This is a genomic window from Bacillus sp. LNXM12-1 (genome assembly GCF_003004375.1).
Classification (GTDB): domain Bacteria; phylum Bacillota; class Bacilli; order Bacillales; family Bacillaceae; genus Bacillus.
In genome coordinates, this window is the sequence record NZ_PVWX01000001.1 from 1 (window position 1) to 14,114 (window position 14,114).

Below are 14,114 nucleotides of genomic sequence, written 5' to 3' on the forward strand. Positions count from 1 at the left end.
CCCTGCGACTGCGTGTTTACTTGCTGTATAAGCGGGGACAAAGATGCCGCCTTGAAACGATAGAAGGGAGGCGATATTGACGATTTTCCCTTGACCATTTTTCAGCATCTGCCGCCCAACCCTTTGGAAGGATGAGAGCATGTGGAGTATTCCTTTATTTATCCTTGCGTTTATGATTGGAGGTTTTGCAAAGGCGAAGGAAGGAATTGAAGAAACCATTTCGTCTAAAAGCTTGAATGTTGAACTTTTAATGATTTTCGCAGCCATTGGCTCAGCTATCATTGGATATTGGGCAGAGGGCGCTATCTTAATTTTTATTTTCTCACTAAGTGGTGCGCTTGAAACGTATACGTCAAATAAAAGCAAGAAGGATTTAACAGCTTTAATGAGCATCGCACCAGATGAAGCGACTTTAATTGAAGAAGATGGCACGACCATTCAAATCGCTGCTTCATCTTTAACACCAGGTGACCGTATCATGATCAAAGCTGGGGAACGTATTGCAGCAGATGGTGTGATTTTAAGCGGGAGAACAAGTGTAGATGAATCTGCGCTCACGGGCGAGTCTGTACCACAAGAAAAAGGGCAGGGCGAAGACGTGTTTGCAGGAACAGTGAACTTAAATGGTTCCTTAACAGTAGAAGTCACTAAACATAATGAAGAAACGCTTTTCCATAAAATTATTAAACTTGTCGAATCGGCTCAGGAAAGTGTGTCACCAAGCCAGGCATTTATTGAAAAATTCGAAGGTGCGTATGTAAAAGGTGTACTGATCACCGTCGCGATTTTAATGGTTCTGCCTCATTTTGTACTAGGCTGGAGCTTGAGTGAAACCTTCTACCGGGCCATGGTATTTATGGTTGTTGCATCACCTTGTGCGCTTGTTGCATCCATTATGCCAGCTGCTTTGTCACTGATCTCAAACGGCGCAAGAAACGGAATGCTTGTCAAAGGAAGCGTCTTTTTAGAAAAGCTAGGCACAAGCAGCATGATTGCTTTTGATAAAACGGGGACGATTACAAGCGGAAAGCCGGCTGTAGATCAAGTTGTGATAGCTAAAGGACAAGAGGAAGCTGCTTTTTATCAGGCGCTTTATCAAATTGAAAGTCAATCAAACCACCCGTTAGCGAAAGCGATCTCTGATATGGCAAAAGAGCACCACATAGAAAGATCAGCTCATGTCACCATTGAAGAAACCTCTGGTTTTGGTGTAAAGGCACAATTGAATGGAGAAACGTGGCGGATTGGGAAGAAAGACTTTGCCGGCAAGGCTTCAATGGACCGCGAGATCGAAGAGAAGGAAGATTATCTTTCTGAAAAAGGATACACAGTGGTGTATGTTCAAAAGGATCAAGAAGTCGTTGGCTGCCTTGGCCTTAAGGATCAAATTAGACCTGAAGCTAAAAAAATGATTCAAGAGCTGAATGATTTAGGCATACAAACCGTCATGCTGACAGGAGATCAGCAAAAAACGGCTGAAGCCATTGCGCAGGAAGCCGGCATCCAAACGGTTGTCGCTGAGTGCCTTCCAGATGAAAAGGTACATGAGGTCAATCAACTTAAAAAACAAGGTAATTCCATCATCATGGTAGGAGACGGAATCAATGATGCACCGGCACTCGCCACAGCAGATGTGGGGGTTGCGATGGGCGGAGGCACAGACGTGGCCTTAGAAACAGCAGATCTGATCTTAATGAAGAACAATTTAAATAACTTAACAAAGATGATCCGTCTTTCAAGAAAGATGAATCGAATCATTAAGCAAAATATCATTTTCTCATTAACGGTGATTTGTTTGTTAATTTGTGCGAATTTCTTACAAGTGCTTGATTTGCCTTTTGGCGTCATCGGGCATGAAGGAAGTACGATTTTGGTCATTTTAAATGGACTGCGTCTTCTTCGGGCATCTTAAGCGAATCATCATAGCGCACTTGGCTTCTGCCAGTGCGCTTTTGTGCGAAATATAGCAAAAACTGATACAATAGATCAGTAGAAAAACGTGTGAGGAGGATCACGATGAACCGAATGAAGAGCTTGTCTTCTTGGCTAAAGGAAAAAGACATTCAAGGTGCATTTATACATACAAAGGAAAATGTGTTTTATCTATCTGGATACTTCACAGAGCCGCATGAAAGAGTAATGGGGCTGTTTGTGTTTCAAGAGGCAGATCCATTTTTTGTTTTGCCTAAAATGGAAGTCGAGCAGGCGAAAAATGCTGGATGGTCAGGCGATATCATTGGTTATGAAGACCATGAGAATCCATTTGATTTCATTCAGTCAGCAGTAGAAAAACGCGGTGTAAGAGCAACTCAACTTGCAATTGAAAAAGAGTCGATTCCGCTTCAAAGAGCAGAGCAGCTTCAAGCTGCCACTGGGGCAGAAACTTTTGTCCGGGCAGAAGAAGAGCTCAATCAGCTAAGACTGATTAAAGATGAATCTGAAATTGCTACACTGAAAAAAGCCGCTCAATTGGCAGATGAAGGTGTGAAAATTGGGGTGGACGCCTTAAAAGAAGGAATCACCGAAACAGAAGTGCTCGCTGTCATTGAATATGAGCTAAAGAAAAAAGGCATTCAAGGCATGTCCTTTTCGACGATGGTTCTCTTTGGCGAAAAATCAGGAGAGCCTCACGGAAATCCAGGGCAGACAGCCTTAAAAAAAGGCGATTTTGTGTTATTTGACCTTGGTGTCATTGTTGATGGCTATTGCTCAGACATTACAAGAACATTCATCTATCAGGAAGCTTCTGACAAGCAAAAGGACATCTATCAAACCGTCCTGAACGCAGAAATGGCGGCACTTGAAATGAGTAAGCCGGGCGTGAGAATTGGAGACCTGGACTTAAAAGCACGCGGGCTGATCACAGAAGCTGGATATGGGGCCTATTTCCCTCACCGCCTTGGGCATGGTCTAGGGGTGTCTGTTCATGAGTTTCCTTCTATGAGCCAGGCAAATGATGATCTTCTCCAAGAAGGCATGGTGTATACGATCGAACCGGGGATCTACGTTCCAGGAGTCGGCGGCGTCAGAATTGAAGATGATGTACTGATCACAGCAGATGGTCCAGTCACTTTAACCAATTATCCGAAAGAGCTGACGATCATCAAGTAATAAAAAAATCACGATGAACGTCCATGTCTTGGAAGTGTCATCGTGATTTTTTGTCACTCTTTTCGATCCTTATCAACAAAAAAATCATCAATTGATTCAAACGGTTTGATTTTATGTTCTTTTCCTAAAGGATGTAGTGCAAAACGAGCAGAAAACAAAACAGTCATACATAATATAATCCATATGATGATACCCATCTTGAATTCCCCTTTCCATCCAGTGATTTGTTCAGCTCACATACATCTTAAAGTATGAAACGCTTACCATATCAAGAGAAAGTAGGAGAAAAAATGCCAAACATAAGGGAGATTGCGAAAAGAGCGGGCGTATCTGTGACAACTGTATCACGTGTGTTGAATGATCATCCTTATGTCAAAGAAGAAAAACGAGAACGAGTGCTACATGCGATGAAAGAGCTCAAATATACGAGAAACATTCAGGCTGTACATTTAGCAAAGGGCTATTCAAATATGCTTGGCATTGTTCTTCCAACGATTGATCATTCTTATTTCAGCAGACTTGTCACAGGGATTGCCGAGAAAGCACAGGCGCGCGGTATGCATTTTGCTTTATTTCAAACAGGGTATGATCCTTTAAAAGAAAAAGAAGCATTGATGAGTTTAAAAGAGCGCCGCGTGGATGGGTTAATCTTTTGCTCAAATGCGTTAAGTGATCGAGACATTTTAAGGTGGCAGGAATCCGGGCCTATTATTTTTTGCCATCCGGCGCCTTTTGAAGACTGCTCAACGGTGTCGATTGCACATGATCAAGCATTTAAAGAAGGGCTGCATCATTTAGTAGCATGCGGACATCAGCGAATCGCGATTGTTCTAGCCAGAATAGAAGGCGCAAACAGCCAGTCACGACTTCAAGCTTATCAAAATATGATGAAATCGCTCGGGCAGGAGATTGATGAAGAATGGATCATCGAAGGGAAGCTCACACTTTTTGATGGAAAACAATTATTCACAGAGTGGCAGGAGATGAAGAATCGCCCCACAGCATTATTCATCACAAATGACGACGTATCAGCAGGCTTTTTATTAGAGGCGCAGCGTCATGATATAAAAGTAGGAGAATCTCCAGCCATACTCGGCTTTCAAAATGATCAATTGAGTGAGGCTTTGGGGATTTCCAGCATTGATATTCCGCTTAAACGTATGGGTCAGGAAGCGTTTGACTTGTTCGACCGGGCCGTAAAGGGAGAGACACCAGAAAAAAGAATGCTGCCATTTCGCCTGATCGAGCGATCAACCACCGTTTTCAAAAACAATCGTTGACGCACGTTTCATCTGTTTTGTACGATAAGAGGGATTGAATAAGAAGGAGGTGGGGATGTTCATGGAATCCTTCACCGTTGATAAAGCGTTAAATAATAATGTCATCATCGCAAGACACCCTTCTTGGGGCGAAGTGGTTCTAATTGGGAAAGGAATCGGCTTCGGGAAAAAATCGGGTGATGTTCTCGATCAAGACACATTTGAAAAAATGTTTGTACTTAAAAATACAAAAGAACAAACAGAATATAAACAGCTGCTTCACCACATTGATGAGAACATGATCGAGCTTGCCAATGACGTCATTTATCATATACGAGAAAAAATGGGGCACCGTTTGAATGAGCATATTCATATTGCCCTGACTGACCATATTGCCTTTAGTTTTAAGCGGGTGCAGCAAGGATATGATATCACCAATCCCTTTATGCTTGAGACTAAATCGCTGTATCCGAAAGAATACGAGGTCGCAAAGGAAGTCGTTGAGCTGATTAACGAGCGTTCAGATGTCGAAACAAAGCTGCCAGAAGGAGAGATTGGTTTTATTGCGCTCCATATTCACTCAGCTTTGACGAATCGGCCCTTATCTGAGGTGAACCGTCATTCGCAGCTTATTACGCAGATGGTCCAAGTCATAGAAGATTCATTTCATATGAAAGTAGACCGTGAAAGTATTCATTATTTACGCTTATTGCGCCATATTACATTTTCGATTGAGCGCATTAAACGGGAAGAATCATTAGAGGAGCCAGAAAAATTGCTTCATCTATTGAAAAATGAATATCCTTTATGCTACAATACTGCTTGGAAAATGATCAAAATATTACAACATGCATTGAAAAAGCCTGTACAGGATGCGGAGGCTGTCTACCTGACACTTCATCTGTACAGATTGACAAATAAAATTTCATAGTTTCCTTGAAACGTGTAACTGATTCGATCAGGCATGAGTGACTTAAGGTAAATACAGGATAAGATCCTGTTATTTGCGCAACCTTATATCACCATGCCTTTTTTGTGTTTGAAGGTGAAATGTAAACGGTTAATTATGAAATGTACGTCAGGGAGCGTCCCACATGTATGTTGTAAGCGAAAACAAAAGGAGGTTCAACCAGTGTTTAAATCACTTTTTGGTGTGTTGCAAAAAATTGGACGAGCACTTATGCTTCCAGTTGCGATCCTTCCTGCTGCTGGTATTTTACTAGCACTTGGGAATGCGATGCAAAATCCGCAGCTGATTGATGTGGCTCAATTTTTAAGCAATGATACAATTCAGCTTGTTGCAAGTGTCATGGAAAATGCGGGGAACATTGTCTTCTCGAATCTTCCGCTCTTATTTGCTGTAGGGGTTGCCATCGGTCTTGCTAATGGAGACGGTGTGGCAGGGATTGCCGCAATTATCGGTTATCTTGTCATGAACGTGACAATGAGCGCCGTATTAATGGCCAATGGATCGATTCCATCCGATTCCATCAAATTGGCTAAGTTCTTTAAGGAAAGCCATCCAGCGTATATTAATATGCTCGGCATTCCGACCTTGTCTACCGGCGTCTTCGGCGGGATTATTGTCGGGGTATTAGCAGCTTATATGTATAATAAATTTTACAAAATTGAGCTCCCGCAATATCTTGGTTTCTTTGCTGGTAAACGTTTTGTTCCAATCGTTACATCTATTTCAGCACTTATTTTAGGGCTTTTGATGCTAGTCATTTGGCCGCCAATTCAAGGTGCACTGAACTCGTTTTCAACAGGACTGCTCGCAGCGAATGAGCCGCTTGCTGCCTTTGTATTCGGTGTGATTGAACGCTCATTAATTCCGTTTGGTCTGCACCACATTTTCTACTCGCCATTCTGGTATGAGTTCTTTAGTTATAAGAGCTTATCAGGTGAGCTTGTCCGTGGTGATCAGCGTATCTTCATGGCACAGATCAAAGATGGTGTACAGCTGACAGCTGGTACATTCATGACAGGGAAATATCCGTTCATGATGTTTGGTCTGCCAGCAGCAGCACTTGCGATTTACCATGAAGCAAAACCAAAGAATAAAAAGCTTGTCGCTGGAATTATGGGATCAGCAGCCCTGACTTCTTTCCTAACAGGGATTACTGAACCGCTTGAATTCTCATTCTTGTTTGTTGCACCAGTGTTATTTGCAATCCACTGTGTATTTGCTGGATTATCCTTTATGATTATGGATATTCTAAACGTGAAAATCGGTATGACCTTCTCAGGGGGATTAATCGACTTCTTCTTATTCGGTATCTTGCCAAACAGAACCGCTTGGTGGCTTGTGATTCCAGTTGGTCTCGTACTTGCTGCTATTTATTACTTCGGATTTAGATTCGCCATTCGCAAATTTAATCTGAAAACGCCAGGCCGCGAGGATGAAGCAGCTGACGGTGCAGATAGTGCTAAGTCTGAAAAGGGTAATGACTTACCTTATGAAATTCTTGAAGCAATGGGTGACCAAGAAAACATTAAACACCTTGATGCTTGTATTACGCGTTTACGTGTCACTGTCAATGATCAGAAGAAAGTGGACAAGGACCGCTTGAAAAAGCTTGGTGCTTCAGGAGTTCTCGAAGTAGGAAACAACATCCAGGCCATCTTTGGACCACGCTCTGATAATTTAAAAACACAAATGCAGGACATCATTGCAGGCCGCACGCCTCGTCCAGCGAAAGACCCTTCTGCAAAAGAAGAAGTCAGCCAGCAGGTCGAAGAAGTCATTGCAAAACCGCTTCAAAACGAGCTAGGTGAAGAAATTTTTGCTTCACCAATTACAGGGGAGCTTCATCCGATTACAGATGTACCAGATCAAGTATTTTCAGGGAAAATGATGGGTGACGGTTTCGCCATCTTGCCAACAGATGGAACGGTGGTTTCACCGGTGAAAGGGAAGATCTTAAATGTATTCCCAACGAAACACGCAATTGGCCTGCAATCTGACGGTGGACTTGAAATTTTAATCCACTTCGGTATTGATACGGTCAGCCTTAAAGGAGAAGGATTTGAAGCATTTGTACAAGAGGGAGATCAAGTAGAAATCGGTCAAAAACTCTTAGAGGTTGATATTGATAAAATTAAGTCTGAAGTACCATCTTTGATGACACCAATTGTATTTACCAACTTAGGTGAAGGACAATTTATTGACCTTCAAGAACCCGGTGAAATCAAAGCTGGTCAAGAAAACATCATGAAAATTTCAAAATAATTTTCATAACTGCCGTTCTTGTTAGATGACAAGCTCGGCAGTATGATATAATATTGTGGATGTATTAATTGTATAAAAAGGAGATTGATAAAAATGGCTCAACAAACATTCAAAGTAACTGCAGATTCTGGAATTCACGCACGTCCTGCAACAGTTCTTGTACAAACTGCTAGTAAATATGATGCTGATATCAACTTAGAATATAATGGTAAAACAGTGAACCTGAAATCTATTATGGGTGTAATGTCTCTAGGAATTGCGAAAGGTGCTACAATCACAATCTCTGCTTCTGGTTCTGATGAAAATGATGCACTTGCTGCGCTTAAAGACACAATGAAAAGTGAAGGCCTAGGCGAGTAATGCAACAACTGAAAGGAATCGGTGCTTCAGCAGGCGTTGCGATTGCAAAAGCATATCGTCTGGAAGAACCAGATTTAACAGTTCACCAAAAAGACATCAATGATCCAGAGACAGAAGTGAAGCGTTTTGAAGAAGCAATTCATGTTTCTAAACAAGAACTTGAAGCAATTAAAGAACATGCGCTAAAAGAGCTTGGCCAAGACAAAGCAGATATCTTTTCTGCACACCTTCTTGTGTTAAGTGATCCAGAGCTGCTAAACCCAGTAAAGGATAAAATCAACTCTGATAAAGTAAATGCTGAATTTGCTTTAAAAGAAACAGCGACAATGTTTGTCACCATGTTCGAAGCAATGGACAATGAATACATGAAGGAACGTGCAGCGGATATTCGCGACGTAACAAAACGTGTAACTGGACATTTGCTAGGCGTTGACATTCCAAATCCAAGCATGATTTCTGAAGAAGTCATCATCATCGCTGAAGATTTAACACCTTCTGATACTGCTCAGCTGAACAGACAATTCGTCAAAGGTTTTGCGACAGATATCGGCGGTCGTACTTCTCACTCAGCGATCATGGCAAGATCTATGGAGATTCCAGCAGTTGTTGGAACAAAAGAAGCAACAAAAACGGTGAAAAACAATGATCTGATCATTGTCGATGGTATTAGCGGAGACGTCATCATTCAGCCTTCTGAAGATGAAGTGAAAGCGTATCAAAAAAAGCATGAAGACTACTTAGCTCAAAAAGCGGAATGGGCGAAACTGGTGGACCAGCCAACGGTCACAAAAGACGGCGTTCACGTAGAGCTAGCTGCAAATATCGGAACACCTGAAGATGTAAAAGGTGTACTTGAAAATGGCGGCGAAGCAGTCGGATTGTACCGTACAGAATTTTTATACATGGGCAGAGATCAGCTTCCAACAGAAGAAGAACAGTTCAATGCTTATAAAACAGTGTTAGAGAAGATGGAAGGTAAAGCGGTTGTTGTCCGCACACTTGATATTGGTGGCGATAAAGAACTCCCTTACTTGCAGCTTCCAAAAGAAATGAACCCGTTCCTTGGCTTTAGAGCGATCCGCCTTTGCCTCGAAGAACAGGAGATTTTCAGAACACAGCTACGCGCCTTACTTCGTGCAAGTACATATGGAAACTTGAAAATCATGTTCCCTATGATCGCGACATTATCAGAATTTAGAGAAGCAAAAGCCATTTTACTTGAAGAAAAAGAAGCATTGGTTGCGGCTGGTACAGACGTATCCGATTCCATTGAAATCGGTATAATGGTAGAAATTCCATCAACCGCTGTCATCGCAGACCAATTCGCAAAAGAAGTTGATTTCTTCAGTATTGGAACAAATGATTTGATTCAATACACAATGGCTGCTGATCGAATGAACGAACGAGTGTCTTATCTTTACCAGCCTTACAATCCAGCGATTTTACGTTTGATTACGCTTGTTATTGAAGCAGCGCATAAAGAAGGTAAATGGGTTGGCATGTGCGGTGAGATGGCAGGAGATGAAATCGCAATCCCACTTCTACTTGGATTAGGATTAGATGAATTCTCAATGAGTGCAACATCTATTCTTCCAGCAAGAACACAGCTAAGCAAGCTTTCTAAGGAAGAAGCTGCATCATTTAAAGAGCATATTTTATCACTTAGCACAACAGAAGAAGTGGTTGATTTCGTGAAGAAAACGTTTCAACATCACTAAGTGAATTCAAACCAGACAGTAACCCTGTCTGGTTTTTTTGTCGAATTTTATCATATTGGGTCATATCCGGCAGAGAGAAGGGCATCCTATAAGAAAAATGGAGGTGACCAGATTGCCTTTCTCAGACTATAAACCGGGTGATCAAGTATATGTGATTTATCGAAATCCACATGCAGCAAACGTAGCACAAATCAAAGAAGCAGAAATTGTTTCACATCCATATAACGAAGAGGAGCTTGCCCTATTTTTACTTGAAACGTATCATCCTTTAGCTCCAGATGATGCGGTCTTTCCAACATATGAAGAAGCAGAAGCTCTTTATCAAGATTTGTTTGAATAAGGGAGATTTTAGAAAGGATAAAAGCCATCCTGCGCGGTTAAAGTAACCGTATGAAAACCTATAAGGTAAGGATGTGCTAAATATGATCAAACCTTTTGTGCCCCAGCTTGTTTACATTGAACCAAGGGCGTTAGAGTACCCGTTAGGACGAGAGCTGAAGGAAAAGTTCGAGGGTATGGGTATTGAAATAAGAGAAACGACTTCACATAACCAAGTAAGAAATATTCCGGGTAAAAATGACTTGCAAAAGTATCGTAATGCGAAATCAACGCTTGTCATTGGTGTGAGGAAAACGTTGAAGTTTGATACGTCTAAACCATCTGCAGAGTATGCGATCCCATTTGCGACAGGATGTATGGGGCATTGCCATTATTGCTATCTGCAAACGACAATGGGAAGTAAGCCGTACATTCGAACATATGTGAATGTTGAAGAAATATTAGATCAGGCGGAGCAGTACATGAACGAGCGTGCGCCTGAAATCACGAGATTTGAAGCTTCTTGTACTTCAGATATTGTAGGAATTGACCATTTGACACATACACTAAAGGCAGCGATTGAATACTTCGGCCAGACTGATCTTGGTAAGCTTCGCTTTGTCACCAAATTTCATCATGTCGATCATTTACTTGATGCAAAGCATAATGGCCGAACAAGATTCCGCTTTAGTATCAATGCGGATTATGTCATTAAATATTTCGAACCCGGAACATCACCGTTAGATCAGCGGATTGAAGCAGCTGTTAAGGTTGCAAAAGCAGGCTATCCTCTTGGCTTTATTATTGCCCCAATTTACATTCACGAAGGCTGGCAGGAAGGATATAAAGTTCTTTTTGAAAAGCTCGATGCAGCCCTAACTGAGGATGTCAGGCACGATATCACCTTTGAAATGATTCAGCATCGTTTTACAAAACCAGCGAAGCGTGTGATCCAAAAAAACTATCCGAAATCAAAATTAGAATTGGATGAAGAAAAAAGACGTTACAAGTGGGGGAGATATGGAATTGGGAAATATATCTATCAAAAAGATGAGGAACAAGAACTAAGACAGACGTTAGAATCATATATCGATCAGTACTTTCCGTCTGCAAAAATTGAATATTTTACTTAAAGCAAGCCTTTATGGCTTGTTTTTTCTATTTAAATTTTCTTACAACTATTGAATGCGGTACCAATTTTGCCGATATACAAAATAAGATGCGAAAGTAGGATGTAGGGGTGATGAGATGTTTAAGAAACTTCAAGTGAGAATAGCTGTTTTCATCTCAGTTATTTTAATTTTAACCGTTGTGGCAGTTCAAGTGGGTTCCAACATGGTATTAACACCACTGATTGAACGAGATGCAAAAACGACCGCCACAGCAACGGCAGAAAGCCTGAAAGACATTATTACAGAAAAGCTTGATAATTACGGCAATACAATTAACAAATTGGCAACAGGTAAAATAACTGAAGAATTTGCGCAAAAGCAAACAAAGCAAACACTGGATTTTGAAAAAAGTGCAATAAAAAACTTGCAGGAACAGGATAAACTCATTTCGTTTGCTTATATTGGAACAACTGATGGCAAAATGCTCGGCTTCCCAGAGTTCGATCTTGGCGAAGGGTATGATCCATCTAAACAAGGCTGGTTTAAACAAGCAGCCGAAAAGCCTGATCAGGTTGTTTGGACAGATCCATATATTGATGAAGCAACGAAAAAAGTGATTGTCTCAGCCACGAAGGCGATTGTCAAAAATGGAAAGGTCATTGGGGTCGCTGGACTTGATTTGAAGCTGTCCTCCATTCAATCTTATATAAATGAACAAGAGATTCCTTATAAAGGGACCGCTTTCTTAGTTGATAACACAGGCACCATTTTGGCGCATCCAACAGAGCAAGGAAAAAACATATCAAAGGTCGCCTCTGTGAAAAAAGCGCTTGACAACTCAGGTATTGATGACAGCAAAGAACTGACGGTCATATCTAAAATCAAAGAAGCCGATTGGACGGTTGGTGTCAGCTTTGAGAAAAAGAAACTGCTTTGGATCACAGAACAAATGAATCAGACAAGTATCATTATATCCGTCATTGCTATTATTCTTGCGATGATCCTCAGCTTCTTATTGGCAAGAAGCATTACTACGCCAATCAAGCGTCTAACAGGGCATGTGCGTAAGGTGTCAGAAGGCGATTTAACAAGTACGCTTGAAGTGAAGTCCAAAGATGAAATTGGTCTCCTCACGAAAAGCTTTAATCAAATGATAGAGGACATTAGGGAGTTAATTGAAAAAGTAAAAGGGGCTTCAGACCAAGTAGTGACATCAACGGATGAAGTCACGCAAATTTCAAATGAAACCTTACTGTCGAGCGAACAGATTGCAACGGCCATTCAAGAGGTGGCAACAGGTGCGTCTAAGCAGGCTTCAGAAGCAGAAACGATTAATGAGAAATCAGAGCATTTATATGAAAAAGTACGTCATATGGGTGAGCTTGCCACGCAAATGCAAGCCAACTCAAAATCATCTGAAGATGCAGGCTATAGAGGGCTAGATGCACTAGGTATGCTCGTTCAAAAATCAACACAAGCGAACGAAGAATCGAAGAAAGTGGAACAAATGCTGCTTGACCTTGAACATAAAACGAAAAATATTGAAAACGTTGTGACCGCCATCTCTGAAATCTCTGATCAAACGAATTTACTTGCACTGAATGCAAGCATTGAAGCAGCGAGAGCCGGAGAAAGCGGACGAGGATTTGCTGTTGTTGCAGAAGAAGTCAGAAAGCTTGCTGAACAATCTGCGCAATCAACCAAACACATTAGTGAAACCGTCAAACTCATTCAAGATGAATCGAAGAAGGCGGCTGAAGCGATGACGGCAGCAAGTAAGATGAATGAGGAACAAGGTGACGCCATTAATGCAACAGGCGAGGCACTGAGTAGCATCACAATGGAAATGCAGGCACTTGTCGGCTCAATTGACAGCATTCATACACAGATCAATGAAATGACAGACGAACAGCAGAAAATGAATGACTCCATTCAAAGCATTGCTGCGATCTCAGAAGAATCTGCGGCTTCAGCTGAGGAAGTGCATGCGTCTACAGATGAACAAGTCCAAGCTTTAGAAAGAACGAAAACTTCGACTGAAATGCTGAACGAATCAAGCCAGGCATTACGTCAGGCGGTTGATCGGTTTAAGCTGTAATCAAGCGGAAAGGAACCTTGCGGCGTGAGCAAGGTTCTTTTTGTATGATAAAATAAAGCAGAGGAGGTGTTGACATGAATGTCAATTTATCTGGGAAAAAAGCATTGGTCGCTGCAAGCAGTCAAGGTATCGGAAAAGCGATTGCCTTTGCTCTAGCAAAAGAGGGAGCGGATGTGATGCTTTCAGGAAGGCATGAGCACACGCTGAAAGAAACGGTGAAAGAATTATCTCCGCTTGTAAAAGGAAAGCTGACTTATCAAGTATGTGATGTGTCTGACGCGCAGCAAATCAAGGCGCTCGTTCAAGCGGCAGCTGGTGATGAGAAGTGTCTAGACATTCTTGTGAACAATACAGGCGGGCCAAAAACAGGGACGCTTGAAACCTTAACAGATGAGGACTGGTTGGAATCATTTCAGCTTCATTTACTCAGCTATATTCGATTATTAAAAGAGGCCTTGCCTTATTTGAAAAAACACGGCGCACGCGTATTAAACATTGCGTCCATGTCAGTAAAAGAACCGATCCCAGGCTTGATGCTGTCAAATACTTTTAGACCAGCTATTGTCGGCTGGACAAAAACAGCCGCTCAGGAGCTTGCAAAGGATGGAATTTTGATTAATACGTTAGCCCCAGGGAAAATTGAAACAGACCGCGTTAAACAGCTGGACAAGCACCGCGCACAGGCAGAGCACCAAACAGTTGAAGAAATCAAAGCACAGGCTGAACGTGCGATTCCGCTTGGCCGCTACGGACAGCCAGAGGAATTTGCAGCATATGCAGCTTTTCTTTTATCTGAAGCAAGTACATATATGACAGGTCAAACACTCATCATTGATGGTGGATTGACAAAGTCTCTTTAAGGAGGAACATGGGGTGACAATCAAAACAGTTGGTTTTATTGGAATT

11 protein-coding genes and 2 pseudogenes are annotated in these 14,114 nt (G+C 41.8%); 11 read left to right on the forward strand and 2 right to left on the reverse strand.

Annotated elements, in window-relative coordinates; all coding sequences use genetic code 11:
- Positions 1-126, reverse strand: a pseudogene (locus tag C6Y07_RS00005) (SDR family NAD(P)-dependent oxidoreductase); the annotation flags it as partial.
- Between the two features lie 19 nt (positions 127-145).
- Here C6Y07_RS00005 and C6Y07_RS00010 point away from each other — a divergent pair.
- Together C6Y07_RS00010 and C6Y07_RS00015 are read left to right on the forward strand one after the other, a co-directional pair.
- Positions 146-1,912, forward strand: a pseudogene (locus C6Y07_RS00010) (heavy metal translocating P-type ATPase); the annotation flags it as partial.
- A 104-nt stretch (positions 1,913-2,016) separates the two neighbouring features.
- Positions 2,017-3,111: a M24 family metallopeptidase gene (locus C6Y07_RS00015; RefSeq protein ID WP_060596127.1), complete on the forward strand. Its 1,095-nt coding sequence runs from the start codon at positions 2,017-2,019 to the stop codon at positions 3,109-3,111.
- A gap of 53 nt (positions 3,112-3,164) precedes the next feature.
- Here C6Y07_RS00015 and C6Y07_RS18825 read toward each other — a convergent pair whose 3' ends face one another.
- Positions 3,165-3,308: a hypothetical protein gene (locus tag C6Y07_RS18825; protein ID WP_162839370.1), complete on the reverse strand. Its 144-nt coding sequence runs from the start codon at positions 3,306-3,308 to the stop codon at positions 3,165-3,167.
- A gap of 93 nt (positions 3,309-3,401) precedes the next feature.
- Here C6Y07_RS18825 and C6Y07_RS00020 point away from each other — a divergent pair, with 93 nt between their 5' ends.
- The 9 genes from C6Y07_RS00020 to C6Y07_RS00060 all read left to right on the forward strand — a co-directional run bounded on the left by C6Y07_RS00020 (position 3,402) and on the right by C6Y07_RS00060 (position 14,068).
- Complete coding sequence (locus tag C6Y07_RS00020; protein ID WP_106071536.1) at positions 3,402-4,391, forward strand: LacI family DNA-binding transcriptional regulator; 990 nt, start codon at positions 3,402-3,404, stop codon at positions 4,389-4,391.
- A gap of 55 nt (positions 4,392-4,446) precedes the next feature.
- Positions 4,447-5,301 carry a glucose PTS transporter transcription antiterminator GlcT gene (gene glcT, locus C6Y07_RS00025; protein ID WP_034662832.1) on the forward strand — a complete coding sequence of 285 codons (855 nt, stop codon included), beginning with the start codon at positions 4,447-4,449 and terminating at the stop codon, positions 5,299-5,301.
- A 201-nt stretch (positions 5,302-5,502) separates the two neighbouring features.
- The gene (gene ptsG, locus C6Y07_RS00030) at positions 5,503-7,602 is read left to right on the forward strand and encodes a glucose-specific PTS transporter subunit IIBC (RefSeq protein ID WP_106071535.1); all 2,100 of its coding nucleotides are present in this window, start codon (positions 5,503-5,505) and stop codon (positions 7,600-7,602) included.
- Positions 7,603-7,695: 93 nt separating this feature from the next.
- Positions 7,696-7,962, forward strand: coding sequence for a phosphocarrier protein HPr (locus C6Y07_RS00035; RefSeq protein WP_003211078.1), 267 nt, complete (start codon positions 7,696-7,698; stop codon positions 7,960-7,962).
- Complete coding sequence (gene ptsP, locus C6Y07_RS00040; protein ID WP_106038798.1) at positions 7,962-9,680, forward strand: phosphoenolpyruvate--protein phosphotransferase; 1,719 nt, start codon at positions 7,962-7,964, stop codon at positions 9,678-9,680. Before C6Y07_RS00035 ends, ptsP begins: the two co-directional genes overlap by 1 nt.
- 97 nt (positions 9,681-9,777) lie before the next feature.
- Positions 9,778-10,020, forward strand: a complete 243-nt coding sequence (locus C6Y07_RS00045) for a transcriptional regulator SplA domain-containing protein (protein WP_044331928.1) — start codon at positions 9,778-9,780, stop codon at positions 10,018-10,020.
- Positions 10,021-10,102: 82 nt separating this feature from the next.
- Entirely contained in the window at positions 10,103-11,131 is a 1,029-nt protein-coding gene (splB, locus tag C6Y07_RS00050) for a spore photoproduct lyase (protein ID WP_060596131.1), read from the forward strand.
- Positions 11,132-11,246: 115 nt separating this feature from the next.
- Complete coding sequence (locus tag C6Y07_RS00055) at positions 11,247-13,208, forward strand: methyl-accepting chemotaxis protein (RefSeq protein WP_106071534.1); 1,962 nt, start codon at positions 11,247-11,249, stop codon at positions 13,206-13,208.
- A 74-nt stretch (positions 13,209-13,282) separates the two neighbouring features.
- Positions 13,283-14,068 (forward strand): SDR family oxidoreductase, encoded by a 786-nt coding sequence (locus tag C6Y07_RS00060; protein WP_066030970.1) that lies wholly within the window; start codon positions 13,283-13,285, stop codon positions 14,066-14,068.
- Positions 14,069-14,114 lie beyond the last annotated feature (46 nt).

Coding starts and splice junctions, on each gene's coding strand:
- C6Y07_RS00015 (WP_060596127.1), top strand. CDS start 2,017: ATGAACCGAATGAAGAGCTTGTCTTCTTGGCTAAAGGAAAAAGACATT.
- C6Y07_RS18825 (WP_162839370.1), bottom strand. CDS start 3,308: ATGGGTATCATCATATGGATTATATTATGTATGACTGTTTTGTTTTCT.
- C6Y07_RS00020 (WP_106071536.1), top strand. CDS start 3,402: ATGCCAAACATAAGGGAGATTGCGAAAAGAGCGGGCGTATCTGTGACA.
- glcT (WP_034662832.1), top strand. CDS start 4,447: ATGTTCATGGAATCCTTCACCGTTGATAAAGCGTTAAATAATAATGTC.
- C6Y07_RS00035 (WP_003211078.1), top strand. CDS start 7,696: ATGGCTCAACAAACATTCAAAGTAACTGCAGATTCTGGAATTCACGCA.
- ptsP (WP_106038798.1), top strand. CDS start 7,962: ATGCAACAACTGAAAGGAATCGGTGCTTCAGCAGGCGTTGCGATTGCA.
- C6Y07_RS00045 (WP_044331928.1), top strand. CDS start 9,778: ATGGAGGTGACCAGATTGCCTTTCTCAGACTATAAACCGGGTGATCAA.
- splB (WP_060596131.1), top strand. CDS start 10,103: ATGATCAAACCTTTTGTGCCCCAGCTTGTTTACATTGAACCAAGGGCG.
- C6Y07_RS00055 (WP_106071534.1), top strand. CDS start 11,247: ATGTTTAAGAAACTTCAAGTGAGAATAGCTGTTTTCATCTCAGTTATT.
- C6Y07_RS00060 (WP_066030970.1), top strand. CDS start 13,283: ATGAATGTCAATTTATCTGGGAAAAAAGCATTGGTCGCTGCAAGCAGT.